Here is a 17,059-nt window from a genome sequence, read left to right as displayed (position 1 = left end):
CTCACCGCGCGCCCTGGTCGCGCAGCATGGTCGCCAGCTCTCCGACGGATGGATTGTCGAAGATCGAAGAAATGCCGATCTCCTGTCGGAACACGTCGCGGATCCGGCCCAGCATCTGGACCGCGCTCATCGAGTCCCCGCCGAGTTCGAAGAAGTCCGAGTCGACGGTGAAGTCGTCGGTGCCGAGCACCTCGATCCACAGGTTTCGCAGCCGATCCTCGATGGGGATAACCGGACCCGCGGCGGCCGTGCCGGCCGGCAATCCACTGGCGGCCGGGGTCGCCGATGCCACAGGGGACGACAGGGCGGCCGTCCGTGCGACGGCGACATTGCGGACGGCGGCCGGCGAGTCTACCGCGGCCACGCCGTTAGTGGGCTCCGCCAGGGGCACCGGCCGGCCGTTGGCATGAGGGCGCACCAGCACGTGCCCCTGACTGCGTGAGCTCAGGAGCTGGAGCAGCAGCCGGGCGCCCTGCCCGGGGCTGATGCCGTCGGCAACCACGGCGCCGGCTGACGCGGCGGCCGGCACTGCCTCCGTGACGGGTAGTGGGGGCCGGCGCCCGTTTCCCGCATTCGCCAGCGGTCCGGCGCCGGACGCGACGGCCGGGATGGTCGGCGTGATAGCGGCGCCGGAGCCTCCAGACGCGCCGGTCTGGCGGCCTGGGACCGGCGCGCTCCGGCCGAACAGTCTGCGCTCCGCGCGACGCATGGTGAAGCCCTCGATCTCGCCGACCAGCCGGCCGTCGGCGGCGAAGAGATCGATGTCCCCGGCGATACTGGTCTCGTCCTCCTCCCGCCGGCGGATGCGGCTGTAGAGCTCCTTCGGCAGCGGCGCGTACACGGCGAACCGCCGGTACATGAACGGCAGGCGCAGCCCGTCGCGTTCCGGGTCGCGCATGATCGAGGTAGCGATGTCGAGCAAAGCGGGATGCAGCGGATGGGTCTCGAGATCGGCCAGGAACGCCTCCGGCAGCGACTGCCGCACGATCTGCGTATCCGCAGCCGCCCAGACACCGGTGATGCCGCTCCAGCGGGGGCCCAGGAGGAACATCCGGTTGGTCATCAGCGTGATCTCCGGGATGGCCCGCTCTTCGAGCGCGTCCACCTCGGCGGCGACGTCGACGCACCGCCCGGCGGCCTCCGGCAGTGGGATGGCGTGCACATAACCACCGGTGTGCTCGCGCCACGGCTCCGCCGAGCCGGCCGGCCGGGAGGCGATGGTAAACCGGTACCGGGAGGCGTTTTCGACGAACCGGAACCGCACCTCGATCGGCTGCGGCACCGTCAGCGGCCGCGCGAACACCACCCGCTCAAGGACGACGGCATTCCCAGGCGGGGTCTGGTAGAGGGAGGTGAACGTCCGCATGGCCCAGTCAAGGTGGCCGGTGGCTGGAAGGACCGCCAGGCCGTCGACCCGGTGCTCGTCCAGCTCCCACTGCTCGGCGGCGGTCATCATCGTGATCCGCTCCCGTGCCGCCGAGGTGTCCGACGTGGCGGCGGCCGGCACGGCGGCAACCGCCGAGGTGACAGCGGGCAGCGTAGCCAGCATCCCGACGCCGCGCCAGGCCGGCCACCCGATGCTCAGGGTGCGACCGGCCAGCCCGCCGCCCGCCCGCCCGCCGCAGAGGAAGGCGTCCAGGAAGGCGTTTGCCGCCGCGTAGTCGCCGTTGCCCACCATGCCGGCCAGTGCCGACCTGCTGGAGAAGGCGACCAGGAAGTCCAGCGGAGGCCGGCCCGCAAGTGTTTCCGCCAGGGTGAGCATTCCGTGGACCTTCGGCCGGTACACCTCGTCCACAGCGGCTCGGTCCCGACGCAGCAACATACCGCTGCCGGGCAGGCCAGCCAGGTGCAGCACCCCGTTCACGGGGCCGAACTGGGCTGCCGTGACGTCGAACACCCGGGCGAGTGCGCGCGGGTCGGTCACGTCACAGGCGTGCGTTCGCACCTGGACGCCTAGGGCCTCCATCTCGGCGATCGCCGAGATGGTGTCCTCGTCAGCGCGAGCGCGGCGGCCGACAAGGACGAGGCGGGGGCAGAGTCCGGTGCCGGCCAGTCCCTTGGCGACCGCCATGCCGAGCCCGCCCAGCCCGCCCGTGATCAGGTACACCCCGTCCCGCCGCAGGGGCGGTTCACCGGGCTGCGGCGCGAGGCTCAGTTCGCCCGGCACCCAACGCCGACCGGCGCGCAGTGCCACGAGCGGTTCAGGCATGCTGGCCTCCAGCTCGGCGATCAGGTCGTCCTCGCCGATCCTGGCGACATCGATCATCCGGCAGGCCAGGCCGGGCGTCTCGGCGGCGATGGTGCGGAGCTGGGCGGGAAGCATCGCCTTCATCGGATGCACGACCGACTCCCCGCCGGAGATGTCGACGGCTTCGGCGGCCACGACGAGTAGGCCCGAGAGCGCATCCGGTGTCGCCGTACCGGCGGCCGCCTTCATAAGCGCGTGCAGCGCGTGGAAGCCGAGCCCGAGCTGCCCGTCGACGGTGTGAAGCGACACCGGCGGCCAATCGCCGAGGGCCCAGCCGTGCACGAACAGCCTCGGCTGCGTCCCTGCCGAGGTGAGCCGGGCCAGCACCTGCGCGAGGTCCTCGGCCACCTCCGGGCGCACCTGGTACTCGTGCACGCCGGCCACATATCGGTCGCCGGGCCGTACCCGGACCACGTGGTACCCCCGCCGTTGCAACGCCAGCAGCACCGGCATCGCCCGGTCCCGCTCGGCCGGCAGCAAGGCCAACGCCACCGCACCGTCGGCCGACGGTAGGCGCCCACCGACCAACGGCCGCTCGGTCCAGGTGACCGTAGCGAACGCGGAGGTCGTCGCCGGGCCGCCCGCGTCCGCCTGCCCGTCCGTTGTAGCGGCGGCGCCAGTCGCCGCGGTGACGGCACCGCCGCCCGCCGGCACCGCCACGGCCTCGTTCGTCGTACTCGACGATGCCGGGTACGGGGCCGCAGGGCCGGTAGTGGGGTCGATCCACAGCCGTCGCCGCTGGTACGGGTACCCCGGTAGCGGCACCCGTCGCATCGGTTCGCCGTCGCGTAGGGCGGACCAGTCGGGTTGGCCACCGCACTGCCAGACGCGCGCCACAGCAGCCATGGCGGTGTGCTCGTCATCGCGCTGCCTGCGATCCCCGCGTGGCAGGACCGGGACGACCAGGGAGGTGCCGCCACGGACTGCCGAATGTGTGGCCGCGACCGCGGTGAGCGCCTGGTGCGGACCCACCTCGAGCAGCAGCCGGCTGCCGTCGGACAACGCGGCGTCGAGGGCGCGGTTGAAACGCACGGGTTCGACAAGCTGACCGGCCCAGAACCCGGGGTCCACAGCCTCCCGCGTACCGAGCAGGCGTCCGGTGGCCGCGGAATACACCGGCGTCGCCGGCGCACTCAGCGGCACCCCCGCGAAGGCCGCGGCGAACGGCTCGACCGCGCCGGCCATCGCCTGACTGTGGAAGGCATGCGAGGTCGACAGCGCAGTGACCGTCAGCCCTGCGCCGACGAGGCGCCGCCGCCCCTCGTCGGCGTCGGTTGGCGCGGCCACGACGACGAGGTCCGGGGCGTTCACCACCGCGATCGAGTAGCCGTCGGGCAACAGGCGCGCCACCGTGTCACCGTCAGCCCTAACCGCCAGCATGGTCCCGGCAGGCTGCTCCTGCATCAGCCGCCCGCGCGCGGTCGCCAGCCGCATTCCGTCCTCGACTGCGATGACCCCGGCCACCGTCGCGGCGACCAGCTCGCCGACGCTGTGCCCGACGAGCGCGTCCGGGCGTACACCCCAGCCGGCCAGTGTGGCCGCCAGCGCATACTCGACGGCGTACAGCAGCGGTTGGGCGTACGCGGTGGGTCGGACTGCGTCGTCGTCGCCGGAGAGCCAGCGCTGCTTCAACTCCGCTCCCTCGGGCACAGCTCCCAGGCAGCGGTCCACGGCGGCGGTGAAGGTGCCGTTCGTACCGTAGAGACCGGCTCCCATCCGGGCGTGCTGCGACCCCTGGCCGGGAAAGAGGAAGACAACCGACCGCCGCACGGACGCGGTGTCGGAGGCGGCGGGAGCGGGCCGGCGGAGCAGCCGGACCGCCTCGGCGCGGTCGCGCGCCACGACGGCATCGCGCTGCTCGTGCGCGGTACGGCCCTGTTGCAGGGTGGAGACAGCGTCGGCGAACACCTCGTCGGCACTGCCGGCGAAGTAATCGGCAAGACGCTGCCGGCTCGCCTCCGCCGCCTCCGGTGTCCGGGCCGACCACACGACAATCCTCGGACGCTCCCGCCCTGGAATGCGGACCGGAGGAGGTCCCTCGCTGATCACGGCGTGCGCGTTGGTCCCGCCGACGCCGAACGAGCTGATGCCCGCGAACCGCACGCGGCTGGGATCGCGCCGCCACGGTGTCAGCTCGCTGTTGATGTAGAACGGCGTGCTGCCCAACTCCAGCCGGGGGTTCGGGGCGGTGAAGTTGATGCTGGCCGGAAGTTCCTCGGCCTCCAGCGCCAACGCCAGCTTGATCAGGCCCGCGACGCCCGCCGCCGGTACGGTATGCCCGATGTTGCCTTTGACCGATCCGACCGGAATGGAGGCTGGCGGCAGGTCCGCTCGGGCGAGTGACCGGTACGCCTTGTTCAGGGCGGACAACTCGACAGGGTCGCCGACCACGGTGGCGGTGCCGTGCGCCTCAACGTAGCCGATCTCGCTGGGGCTCACCCCGGCGACCTTCATAGCCTGCACGATCGCGGTTCGCTGGCCGTCGACACTCGGCGCGCTGAAGCTCATCTTGGCGGAGCCGTCGTTGTGCAGGGCGGATCCGCGCACGACCGCACGGATGTGGTCGCCGTCGGCGATGGCGTCCCTCAGCCGCTTGAGCACCACCGCCCCGGCACCGTCGCTGAACAGGGTACCGTCGGCCGCGATGTCGAACGGTCGGCACCGGCCGTCGCGGGAGCGTACACCGCCGGGATTCCAACGGTAGCCCTGCCCGTACGGCAGCTCGACGTTCGCGCCGCCGGCGAGCGCCGCGTCGCACTCGCCCAGGATGAGCGACTGACAGGCTAGGTGCACCGCGACAAGCGAGCTGGAGCAAGCCGTCAGGACGGTCATCGACGGGCCCCGGAGATTGAGCTTGTAGGCGGTGAAGGTGGCAGCGTAGTCGGCGTTGTTGAGCACGACGTTGGACGACTCGTGCCGCTGCAGACGGCCGTGGATATAGAGGTCGGCGTACCGGGTCGGGCCGCAGGCGCCGAACATGCCGATGTCGTGTCCCGTGGATGTCGGGTCCACTCCGGCGTCCTCCAACGCGGCGTGGGCGACCTCCAGCAGGAGCCTGAGCTGTGGGTCGCTGAAGCGCGCTTCGCGGGCGGTCATGCCGAAGACCTCGGCGTCGAACATCTGCGCGTCCGGCACGAGCCCGACGCGGCGGACATAGTGAGGATCTGCCAGTTCCTCCGGCGTGACACCGGCCGCGAGCAGCTCCGACTCGGACACGTCGAGGATCGACTCGCGGCCGGCACGCAGGTTCGCCCAGTACTGGCCAGCGTCCGCCGCGCCAGGAAGCCGAACTCCGATCCCGATCACTGCGACTGCTTCCGCATCCCCGCTCATCCGGACCTCCTCGTCACTCGGTATCCCACGACCGGCGGTTCGCCGGCCGGGCCGCAACCGTCGGCGTGGCCGTCCCTTGCCCGTCCGAGCCTGTGTACTCCCCCGCATCGCCGCCACCCGCCGACCGTCCGGGGATGTGTCCACGCACCGACGGCGACCGACCAACTCACACCCGTGAGCCACATGCACTACTCCGCGGGCCCGGGTCCATTCGCATGCCGACCATGGTCGAATCTCCGACTTGGCAAAACACGTCCCACGTTTGCGTTACGGACAGCGCCCCTCGGATTCCCAACCACCTCGGATGCCGACTCCGAAGGATGAACGTCGTTGTCGGTGAGGACATACCAGCAGCCCAGGGTGTCCCACCGAGCACCAATCCTCCAACTCCCCCGATTTCCGCGAATGCAGGTTCAGGCGTTGCCCCGTGCGCTGCGCCTGTGCTTTACTGGCATCCGATCACCGCGAGTCCGCCATGGAATTCCGATCACCGGAAATGGATTCTTTCGGTGTCAGCTGTCAGCTGCGACAGCGGAAGTCCCTAGCCCACACTCCATGACTATCGACGGGGTACCGCGTCACCGCGACGGGCCGGACGCCACGGCCTCTGCGGTCGGATCAGCGACCGGCGGTGCGCAACAAGTTCCGTGACATTTCACTGACACGGAACGCGACGACGTGGAATGAAGAATCACTGGACACCATCGCCGGGTTCTACCCGGCCCGCACCGGCGACCGGAATCTGTTCGACCTCCGGGAGGCCGGCGGGGCCCGGGGCGACTCCGTCACGCCGAACACGTACTGCCCGGATTACCGCAGGCAGATCGTCGATACGAGATCTTCCGGTCCAACGGCCGCGACTGGCGGCACCTTCCTTGCGATGCATGTCAGCTACGGCAAGGGAAACGCCACGGTGATGGGCAACATCATCCGGGGCAACGGTACGGGCGTCGGTCTCGACTACCAGATCGCTCCGGGCACGGCGTTTCTCCGTGACGTCTAACAGCAACCGTGGCACCGGCGTCGGCACCCACGCCGTGCGGCTTTCGATGTCACCGTCATCGCCGGGGTGTGACCCGGCCCGTGGGTCTGACGTACCTGTCCGGACGCGACATTGTGCCCAGGCTGCGCCCCATTCACGGAGACGGAAGCACGTCGATCAGAAACTCCTGGTCCGCCTCTTCGCCGCAGGGTTCCTGCACTGCCTCCACGCCCGCCACGGCGGCGTTGCCGACCAGACCGACGTACATTCCGGCGTAGACGGGCCGGAGGCGGTAGCGTGCCATGGCCGCTCATCGAACGGTTCAACCTTGAACAGTTGCTCACGACGGGTGTCACTGCGTCACTGCACGACGTACATCGCCTCGACAGTGGCTGGTTCGGTGTGGCCCTGACAGGCGCCGCGTTGCTCGTCACCGTTTGCAGGCACCGGAGGACCACTGCGGCGGTCTCCCGGGACGAGTTGGTCGCCACCGGGTGACAGGTTGACCGGTCGGGCATACCGTACGGTCCAGCGGCCAGGACCTCGGCCCGGGCACCGTCGCGCTGCCGCGCCGGAACCAGCGGTAGAGGGTTTGCCGGGGCGGATACGCCGCAGGCACGACTCGCCAGGGCGAACCGAACCGCGCTCGCGTCAGATTCCGTCCTTGATGTCTCTGCTGGCCCATGCGCATGATCGCGCGCTCGGCGGTTTCGGCAGGCAGCAGCGGCTCCAACATGGCCCCTGCGCGTCGGTCAGGTAACGACGCCTCGCTGCCGCTACGCTGGGCACGAGGTTTCCGGTCGGCCTTCGGTGTTGCTTAGTCGCTAAACCACCTACCGGAGATCTCCAGCTATCGATCACCGCCACGCCGTGCCCCAACGCCCTGCGAACCACGGGCCAGGGATCTTGGTCCGCTAACCTATCTGGCGCCGGGCACCACGGTTGCCGTGGCTTCCGCAGCGGCCCTGCCCACGGAGCCGATCAGCTGTCCGTAGGCGTCGCCGTTCAGACCGATCTTGGAGTCTTAGTGTGACAAACCAAGCCCTCGCCCTTCGACTGCCAAGCGATCTCCTCCCGGAGCACCGTGCGCTGCTCACTGAGGTGGCACTGCGTAACCACGCCGAGTTCGGCGAGAACCTGCTGGGGCTGGTCCTCTCCGGCTCGGCCGGGCGGGGCCTCGCGACCGTCCGGTCCGACCTCGATATCCACGTCATCCTCGCCGACGCCACCGCGCACCAGTCGGTGATCAGCCATTCCGCGACGGTCGACCAGTCCGTGACGACGATCTCCGAGCTGGAGCGGGTGCCGCCGTTCGGCACCGGCGGATGGTGGTTCCGCTGGTCGTTCGCGTGGGCGTCGGTGTTGCTCGACCACACCAACGGACGACTTCAGGCCGCACTGGACCGGCAGTCCACGGTCACCGCCGATGAGGCGGTGTCGATCCTCGTCGAGCACGGCCGGCTCGACGGCTGGCTCAACTACGCCTACCGCGCCCTCAAGAACGACCGTGACGGACGTTCGTTGGAACGCCGGCTCGACGCCGCTGAATCCATGCCGTGGCTCCTCGACGTGATCTTCACGCTGGCCGGACGGGTGCGGCCCTACCACAAGTACCTTCCGTGGGAACTGCGCCGGCATCCCCTCGCCGACTGGGACGCCGAGGAGCTGCTGAACCTGCTGACCCGCACACTGGACGGTGACCCGACCGCGATCCGCGCCACTTTCGCGCGGATCGGACCGCTCTGCCACGCCTTCGACTGCACGCGCCCGGACCCGGTGCTCGTTCCGATCATCCAGGCCTGGGGCGACGAGCTGGTGGTACTGACCAGCCCGGAGTGATCGGTCAGCAGACCGCGCCCGGGCGGCACGCCGACGAAGGTCAGGATCAAGCCGCCGGCCACCATACCGGCCGTGCACGCTGGCCGGCGCCGGTCGGGCATCGACCAGCAGGCGCCCGGTGAAGGTCCGCGCCCGCGGGTCGACGGTCAGCACGGCGTCCTCGAAATCCAGCCAGCGGTGGGTCAGCGGATACCACGCCTTGTAGATCGACTCCCTCGCCCTGAACAGCAGAAGGTCCCAGTGGATCCCCGGCTGGTCATGCGCGAGGCCGTCCAGCAGCCGTCGTTGCGACTCCGCAGTCACACCACGAAGACCGACCCTGGCCCTGTCGCGCCTGTCGTGTGTTCAGGTGACTGGAGCTGGGTCGCGCCCGGCACCATCCTGGCTTGCAGACCACGGCCGGCCGTGAGGAGCGCAGTCGCTTGCTGGAGATCTACAGCACCTTCCCGCTGGTGCAGGGACAGACACCCGAGGACTTCTGTCGGCCGATCACCACCGTCGCCCGGCGGGCTGAGTCGGCCGGCCTACGCGGCCTGCTCATCTTCACCGACAACGACACCCCGGATCCCTGGCTGGCCGCACAGTATCTGCTGGAGCGGACCACCGAGCTAGTTCCGCTGGTCGCCGTCCAGCCGCTCTACATGCACCCGTACACGGCGGCCCGGATGGTCACCACCCTGGGCGCCCTGTACGGCCGGCGCATCGACCTGAACCTGGTGGCCGGCGGCTACTTGCCACATTTGCGGGCGCTGGGCTGCACCTCCGGCCATGACGGGCGGTACGAGCGGCTCCTGGAGTACGGCGAGCACCTCGCCGCCCTGCTCGGCGACAGCCTCTCGGTGACCCGCCACGGCGAGCACTACGTGCTGGACGACGCTAACCTGACCCCCCAGCTGCCGCTCGGCATCGAACCGCGCGTCTTCGTCGCCGGAGTGTCACCCGCGGCCGCCTCGGTGGCGAAGGCACTGGGCGCGACCCGCCTGATGTACCCGCGCCATCCCCGCGAGCTCGGCGACGACACGTCTGCTCTCGACACCCACGGCATCCGCGTCGGCATCATCGCGCGGGACCGCAGCGCCGAGGCCTGGGAGATCGCCCACCGCCGCTACCCGGGAGAGCCGGACCTGGAGGAGTACCGGGCACTCGGGGTGGACGAGTTCGACGCCCGCTGGCACGACGACATCTGGACCGACTCCGAACGCCGATCCCGGCCGGACGGAGCCTACTGGCTGTACCCGTTCCGGATCACCAACGAGTTCTGCCCGTTCCTGGTCGGCGATCACCAGGAGGTCGGCGAACTGCTCGCCCGTTACCTGCGGCTGGGGGTCGGGACGATCATTCTCAACCAGCCCCGCGAGGAGGACGACCTTTTCCACGCGATGGCTGCGATCCGGTACGCCGAACGCCTCGTCACCGCCGAAACCTCCTGACCGCGATGCTCTCCTACCAGTGTGACGACAGCGACTTTGCTCGGGTCCGGTCTGGTAGTTTTGTGCGGTTGACGTTGAACGGGGATGGCGTTGCACGAGATCACCGAAACCCGGATCACCTACCACCGCGGAGCCGTGCGCGGGGAGAGCGTAATCCAGCGCATCCTGCCGACCTCGGACAGCCGCTGGGCGGTGGTGACCGACGCGACGCCGTTCCACCCGTGCGAGGCCGCCTGGCCGGACCAACCGGCCGACCACGGAACGATCACGATCGGCGCCGACGTGACCCCGGTCGCCGACAGCCGAATCCTCTCCCTGCACCGGCAGACCGGCGAGATCCGCATCGGCGCGGAGGTAACCGCGCGCAGGGGCGACCCGGACCATGTCTTCGCGGTCGCGCACATCACCGAGGACGCGCCGCCGCAGGCCCGGGCCGGGCAGACCGCGCTGCTGGAGGTGGACGCCCGGCGCCGCCTGTGGCTGAGCGCTGCGCACACCGGCTGCCACCTAGTGGCCTATGCGTTCAACGAGGCTACCGACGAACTGTGGACCAAGGACGCCCCACGCAACTCGCGGGGCAGTCGGGACTTCGACGCCGCCGCCCTGATCGACAGCCGGCATCACGTCGGCGGCAGCGTGGACCGCTACCGGCTGGGCAAATCGTTACGTCGCAAGGGCTTCGATCACGCCCGGCTCCGGGCGGACCTGGACAGCTATGTGGAGCAGGCCAACGACACCCTCAAGTCCTGGATCGCCTCGGATGCCCCGGTCACCATTACCGGCCCGTCGGACGCGTTCACCGCCGAGCGGATCTGGGCCTGTGGGATCACCCCGGTGGCCACCATGCCCTGCGGCGGCACCCACGTTCCCAGTCTGGGCCGACTCGCCTCGATCGAGATCCGTACCGCCTTCCTGCGGGACGAACGGGAACTGCACCTCATCGCAGCCTCGGAACCACGGTAGGAAAACACCGAGAACAGTCGTCGGCCGCTGTCGTCGACCGCTTCACCCTGCCCGCAGCCAGCACGCTCGCGACACCGGGGAACCATCGATGAGCGCAGACGAGACACCGCGCCACGGCGCGCAACTGCTGGTGGACGCACTCGTTCGACACGGAGTGGACACCGTCTTCGGCTTTCCCGGAGACACCAGCGTCACCTTCTACGACGTCATCGCCCAGAGCCCGGAGCATCTGCGGCATGTGCTCGCCCGCGACGAGCGCCACGCCGCGTACATGGCCGACGGGTACGCCCGCACCCGACGGCGGCTGGGCGTCTGCGAAGCGGCGAGCGGCGCGGGGGCGGTCTACCTGGCCAGCGGTCTGGGTGAGGCGTTCGCGTCGGGCATCCCGGTGCTGGCGATCACCACCGACAACCCGCACCGCAGCCGCGGCACCAGCGCGATCAGCGAGATCGATCAGATGCTGCTGTTCAGCGCCGTGACCAAGTGGCGGCGCATCGTGGACCGGGCGGCGGACATCCCGGCTGCGGTGGCCAACGCCGTCGCAGCGGCCACCACCGGCCGCCCCGGCCCGGTCGCGCTGATCCTGCCGGAAAATATCCTGGAGGAGACCGCCGACGTTCCGGTCACCGACGGCGTCCCTGTGGTCCCGGCCCAGCGCCAGCCCGCCCCCGCAGAGGCGGTGACCGCCGTGGCGGCACACCTCGACGAGGCGAAGCGGCCTGCCGTCGTCGCCGGCGGCGGCGTGCACCTGTCCGGCGCCTGGCGCTCCCTGACCGCACTGGCCGAACACGCGGCCGTCCCGGTCGGCACCTCGATCCACGGCAAGGGCGCCATCGCCGAGGACCACCCGCTGGCACTCGGCGTGGTCGGTGCCAACGGCGCCCGCGACTACGCCAACGACTACCTGCGCAAGGCCGACTTCGTGCTGTTCGTGGGAACCCGGGCGAACGCCACCGACACCGCCGGATTCACCGCTCCCCCGCGTTCCGGGACACGGATCGCGCAGATCGACCTGGACCCGCAACGAGCCGGGCGTAACTATCCCGGCAGCACCCCGCTGATCGCCGACGCCGACACAGCACTCGATCAGCTGCACCGGGCCCTGCCCCCAGCCGACAGGACGAAGCGCCGGGAACGGACCGACGCCCTCCGTGCCGCACGGCAGCAGTGGGCCCGGGCCAACGCGGCACCTCTGCCCGACCCTGGCGGAGACCGGTTACAGCCACGCGACGTGGTCCGCGCACTGCACCGGGAATTCGGCGGTTCGACCTGGGTGGTCGCCGACGCCGGAACACCCACGCCGTACCTCGCTTCGTTCTGGGAGGCCTCCGGCGACGCCTGGCGGGTGGTCATCCCGCGCGGTCACGGCCCGATGGGCTTCGCCATCTCGGCGGCGATCGGCGTCGCGGTGGCCCATCCCGGCGAACGGGTTCTCTGCCTCACCACGGAGGGCAGCGTGGCGATGGGGCTCGGCGACTGGGAGACCGCCGGGCGGCTGTGCCTGCCCATCACCTACGTGGTCCTGGACAACGTCGCGATGGGCTGGATCAAGATGATCCAGCACCTCTATCTCGGCGGCCGCTACTTCGGGGTCGACCCCGGATACATCGATCCCGTGCTGCTCGCCAACGGGATGGGGCTGCCGGCGGCCAAGGCCCCGGATCCCGGACAACTCGACGTCCTGATCAAGGAAGCGGCCAGTCGGGCCGGTCCCTCGGTCATCCACGTGCGGGTGCCGGAGCATCGGGAGTTTCCGCCCCCGGTCGCCGCATGGCAGGACGCGCTCTCCGGCGCCCGCAGGCAACGGCCGATCCACTGACCCGCCGCTCTCCCCCGGCGGCGCAGGCCACCCGGAAAACGGCTCTCGATTTGTACCGTTAACCGGTGACGCAGGCGCGTCTTGCCCATCGTTCCGGCCGATTGGCACGATGGCTACGTCGCCGATTCGGCACCCCAAATCCGACCGGCTGCCAAACCATGGATGGAGAGACACAGCACATGTTGGACGTGTACGACACCTCTCCGATGGGTCACACCGATATCGATGACACCTTAGCGAAGTCCATCGTCAAGGCAGCCGGGTGGTCCGAGTCGGCCGGTCTCACCGGCCTGCTGGTATTCACCGACAACAACGCCATCGACCCGTGGGCCGGCGCCCAGTTCTTGCTGGAGCGGTCCCCCGGAATGACTCCCCTGGTCGCCGTCCAGCCGCTCTACATGCACCGCTACACGGCAGCCCGGATGGTGAGCGCCCTCGCCTCGCTGTACCACCGGCGCGTCGACCTCAACCCGGTCACCGGCGACCACCGCCCGCACCTGCGCGCCCTCGCCGGCGAGCTGCCGGACGACGACCGCTACCAGCGGTTGACAGAATACGCCCAGTTGCTGCTGCGCCTGCTGCGGGACGGCACGCCGCTGACCCACCAGGGCCCGCAGTACCAACTCGCCGCCGGCACCCCCGTGGCCGCCGCGGCGACGGCACGCACGCTCGACGCCACCCACCTGCTCTATTTCCAGCATTCCGACGAGCAAAACACCGGCCCAGCACACCTCGGGAGCCACGGGATCCGCATCGGCATCGTCGCCCGCGACGACTCCGCCGCCGCCTGGCGGGCCGCGCACGAACGCTTTCCGCGTAATGAGTTCAACGGGATAGTCGAGCAGTTCCACAGGGCCCAGGCGCCAGATTCCGTCGCCCCATCGCATCACGACATCTTCGCCCGTTCCGGCAGGGAACCCCATTGGGCCGGCGTCTACTGGATCTATCCGCTCCGGGTATCCCGGGAATACTGCCCCTATCTCGCCGGCAGACATGACGAAGTAGCCGAAAGACCCGCCCGGTATTTGCGGGCGAACGTGAAAACGCCCATCCTGGCGGCGCCGCGGACTGAGAGCGACCCCGCGTACGCGATGGAGGCCGTCCGCCGCGCGGAGAAGATCACCTGGCTGGAGAAGGCAGCGTGAACATCCCGCCCACCGGCGATCGGACGGCGCTGCACCCGGCGGAGCAGGCGCTGTGGCTGATGCACGAGATGGCCCCGGACAAGGGCCTGTCCAACCTCGCCCTGTCGCTAGATGTCGGCTACCCGATCCCGGCGGACGCGGCGCACCGGGCGGCCCGATGGCTCGTCGACCGGCACACCGAACTACGCGTCACCTTTTCGATGCACGGCGAGGCCGCGACACGAAAGCAGGCGCCGGCCGGCACACTCAGCCCACCGGTGCTCGTCGCGCCGGCCTCCGCCGGGAAACCCTCCGAGCAACGGCTGCGCACCTTCGCCGCCGCCCCGTTCCAGCTCGGCGCCGGGCCCCTGCTCCGGGTCGGCGTGTTCCCCACCGGCAACACCACCATGATCTGCCTGGTGGTGCACCACCTGATCGCCGACGGCAGCGCCCTGCGCGTGCTGGCCGAGGAGCTGCTGTATGCCTGCGCGAGCTTCGCGGCCACCGGCGACGGCCCGGACCTGCCACCCGCCCCGCACCCGGCTCCCCGCGCCGAGATCCAGCCGGAATCGGTGCAGTACTGGCGCGAGCACCTCGCCGGATACACCCCGTCACGGGCGGCCATGCACGCCACCCGCCATCTGGCCGCCCACGCTGCCCTGACGTCCGGCCGCCTGCAACGCTGGCTGTCCCAAGAGGCCCGCGACGCGGTCCGGGAACTACGCCGCCGGCTGCGCGCCACCGACCACATCGTGCTGCTCAGCGCCTACTACGCCACACTGATGCGGCACGGCGCCGCCACCGACCTGACCGTCGGCGTGATCCTGAGCAACCGGGCCACCGAGGACCGGCGAGCCGTCTGCAACCGGGTCACCACCGTCCCGGCCCGTGTCCGCACCGACTCGGCCACCACCTACGCCGAACTCGTCGCCGCGACCCGGCAGCTGACCCTCGAAGCGCTGTCACACGTGACCGTGCCATTCGAACGGCTCCTGCAGGAGCAGGACATTGTCGCGGAAAGCGACCCGACCGCCTGGCGCAGCCGCCTGTTCCGGCACCTGTTCAACTTCCGGCTGACCGAGAGCGTCGCGTTCGACGCCGGTGACAGCACGATCGAGGAGATCCACACCGGCTACAGCCAGTTCGACCTGGAGTTGATCATCGAACGCCACGGCACCGATCTGCTGGCGAAACTCGAGTTCAGCACCGAGGCCCACGACCCGACGTTCGCTGCCGCCTTTCTCGACCGCCTCGAACTCGTCCTGGTCACCGCCGCCGCCGACCCCCATCAGACGGTCAGCCGGTTCGACATCCGCACCGCCGCCGACCGGGCGGTGATCACCGCGGCCAACGCCACCGCCGTCGGAAACGGTCCGAGCCCGACCGTGCTGGAGAGCGTGGTGCGCCACGCGACACGGCATCCGGACACGGTCGCGATGACCGGCGACGACGGCACCACCGTCACGTATTGCCAGCTGCTGACCGCCGCCGAGGCGGTCCGGGCCGCCCTCGTCGCGACCGGCGCCGGCCCCGGATCAGTCGTCCCGCTCGCCGGGCGCCGCGACGCCCGTACCGCAGCCGCGGCCCTGGGCATCTGGGCCGCCGGCGCCGCCTACCTGCCGCTCGACCCCACCTTCCCGGCCCACCGGCTCCGCATGCAGCTCGACGAGCTCGGCGTCGAGGCTCTGGTCGACGACGCCACCCTGCCCGCAGGCCTCGCCGACGGCATCACCACGGTCGTCCCGCCGCACCCGGAACGGCTGCCGGCCGCCGACCTCACCTGGTCGCCGCCGGAGCCGGACTCCCTTGCCTACCTGATCTACACCTCGGGATCGACTGGGCGACCCAAGGGTGTGCAGATCACCCACGGCAACCTGGCCAACATCATTGGCCACTTCCACCGCGAACTCGGCGCCGGCCCCACGACGACGATGGCCTGGCTCACGACCTTCGCCTTCGACATTTCCGCCCTGGAGCTGTTCCTGCCGCTCAACGCCGGCGGACGGGTGGTGTGCCTGCCCGACGAGGCGCGGGTTGACCCGGAGCAGATGCTGCAGGCCATCGACGCGTGCGACATCACCGTGGTTCAGGCGACGCCGACGACGTGGCGCCTCATCGCTCCGCACGCCCGCGGCCGGCTCACCGGCCGGCAGGTACTGTGCGGCGGCGAGCCGATGCCGTCGGCGTTGCGCGCCGAGCTGGTGGCCAGCTGCGCGCGGCTCCTGAACGTCTACGGCCCGACCGAGACCACCATCTGGTCGACCAGCGCCGAGATCAGCGGCCCCGTGGACGGGCCGGTCACGATCGGCCGGCCGGTGGCCAACACCGTCGTGCAGGTCCTCGACGAACAGGACGTGCCGCTGCCGCCGTACGTCTCCGGCGAACTCTGCATCGGCGGCGCTGGCGTGGCCATCGGTTACTGGCAGCGACCCGACCTGACCGCGTCCCGCTTCGGCACGCACCCCGAGCTCGGCCGGTTCTACCGCACCGGCGACACGGCGACGTGGCGTGGCGACGGCTGCATTGAACTGTCCGGCCGCGCCGACCGCCAGATCAAGATCCTCGGGCACCGGGTCGAGCTCGGCGAGGTGGAGGACGCGCTGCTGGAACACCCGTCGGTCCAGTCAGGTGCGGCCGCCCTGCGCCTGCCGGATCACGGGGACCCGTACCTCGTTGCCTTCGTCGTCGCCGACGGCGAACCGCCCACCGTCGAACAGTTGTGGGAGCATCTGACCGAACGCCTGCCCCGGCACTGCATCCCCACCCAGATCGGCTTCGTCGCTGCCCTGCCGACCACACCGAACAGCAAGGTGGACCACGCGGTGGTGGCCTCCTGGCCGGACCCGGGCGGACCGCAGGCCGCAAGCCGCGACAGCGAACACGCCCGCCACGGCGGGCTCACCGACCAGTTCATCGCCCTATGGCGGAAGCTGCTGGGCGCCGCCGAGGCCGACACCAACTTCTTCCTCTCCGGCGGCAACTCACTGCTCGCAGTGCGGCTTGTAATCGCCGCCCGGCGGCTCACCAGCACCCCGCTGAGCCTGATGACCGTCTACGCGGCCCCCACCCCGGCAAAGCTCGCGGAGGCCGTCGCCTCCGCCAACACGGCGTGACGGCGAGCCCGGGTGACCGGCACCCTCCGGGCCGTCAGCGATTTCCACCCGACCTATCGGAGAGAACCGGCGCACCGTCGATCGCCTGCGACCGGAGACGGACAGTGACTGGCTCATCGTCGCCGGCGACGTCGCAACACGGGCGGTCTATGTCCATCTACACATCCCACGCACCACAGCCTACGGAAGTGTGCGCCTCGAAGCAGCG

General features: G+C 70.3%; 9 protein-coding genes and 1 pseudogene. 7 read left to right on the top strand and 3 right to left on the bottom strand.

Annotation, left to right across the window (positions count from 1 at the left end):
• Position 1: 1 nt before the first annotated feature.
• Entirely contained in the window at positions 2 to 5,581 is a 5,580-nt protein-coding gene (locus tag ACZ6QQ_RS16075; protein ID WP_465877007.1) for a type I polyketide synthase, read from the bottom strand.
• 631 nt (positions 5,582 to 6,212) lie between these two features.
• On the opposite strand from ACZ6QQ_RS16075, the gene ACZ6QQ_RS16070 reads away from it, so the two are divergent.
• Positions 6,213 to 6,584: a hypothetical protein gene (locus ACZ6QQ_RS16070; RefSeq protein ID WP_465877005.1), complete on the top strand. Its 372-nt coding sequence runs from the start codon at positions 6,213 to 6,215 to the stop codon at positions 6,582 to 6,584.
• 133 nt (positions 6,585 to 6,717) lie between these two features.
• Here ACZ6QQ_RS16070 and ACZ6QQ_RS16065 read toward each other — a convergent pair whose 3' ends face one another.
• Positions 6,718 to 6,867 (bottom strand): RICIN domain-containing protein, encoded by a 150-nt coding sequence (locus ACZ6QQ_RS16065; protein ID WP_465877004.1) that lies wholly within the window; start codon positions 6,865 to 6,867, stop codon positions 6,718 to 6,720.
• Between the two features lie 797 nt (positions 6,868 to 7,664).
• Between ACZ6QQ_RS16065 and ACZ6QQ_RS16060 the strand changes: the two genes are divergently transcribed.
• On the top strand, positions 7,665 to 8,402 hold the full coding sequence (locus tag ACZ6QQ_RS16060; protein WP_465877163.1) for a hypothetical protein: 738 nt from the start codon (positions 7,665 to 7,667) through the stop codon (positions 8,400 to 8,402).
• 111 nt (positions 8,403 to 8,513) lie between these two features.
• Here ACZ6QQ_RS16060 and ACZ6QQ_RS16055 read toward each other — a convergent pair.
• Positions 8,514 to 8,705 (bottom strand): annotated as a pseudogene (locus ACZ6QQ_RS16055) (4'-phosphopantetheinyl transferase superfamily protein); the annotation flags it as partial.
• 83 nt (positions 8,706 to 8,788) lie between these two features.
• Here ACZ6QQ_RS16055 and ACZ6QQ_RS16050 point away from each other — a divergent pair.
• The 5 genes from ACZ6QQ_RS16050 (at position 8,789) to ACZ6QQ_RS16030 (ending at position 16,851) form a co-directional block, all read left to right on the top strand.
• A complete protein-coding gene (locus tag ACZ6QQ_RS16050; protein ID WP_465877003.1) occupies positions 8,789 to 9,832 on the top strand; it encodes an LLM class flavin-dependent oxidoreductase in 1,044 nt (347 codons plus the stop codon).
• An 84-nt stretch (positions 9,833 to 9,916) separates the two neighbouring features.
• A complete protein-coding gene (locus tag ACZ6QQ_RS16045) occupies positions 9,917 to 10,795 on the top strand; it encodes an alanyl-tRNA editing protein (RefSeq protein ID WP_465877001.1) in 879 nt (292 codons plus the stop codon).
• 88 nt (positions 10,796 to 10,883) lie between these two features.
• Positions 10,884 to 12,614, top strand: a complete 1,731-nt coding sequence (locus tag ACZ6QQ_RS16040) for a thiamine pyrophosphate-binding protein (RefSeq protein ID WP_465876999.1) — start codon at positions 10,884 to 10,886, stop codon at positions 12,612 to 12,614.
• 179 nt (positions 12,615 to 12,793) lie between these two features.
• Positions 12,794 to 13,759, top strand: coding sequence for an LLM class flavin-dependent oxidoreductase (locus tag ACZ6QQ_RS16035; protein ID WP_465876998.1), 966 nt, complete (start codon positions 12,794 to 12,796; stop codon positions 13,757 to 13,759).
• On the top strand, positions 13,756 to 16,851 hold the full coding sequence (locus ACZ6QQ_RS16030) for a non-ribosomal peptide synthetase (protein ID WP_465876997.1): 3,096 nt from the start codon (positions 13,756 to 13,758) through the stop codon (positions 16,849 to 16,851). Before ACZ6QQ_RS16035 ends, ACZ6QQ_RS16030 begins: the two co-directional genes overlap by 4 nt.
• Positions 16,852 to 17,059: the final 208 nt, after the last annotated feature.

The organism is Micromonospora sp. NPDC049529, from assembly GCF_055586685.1.
The sequence above is the reverse complement of the archived record's forward strand: the minus strand, read 5'-3'. Positions and strand labels throughout refer to the sequence as shown.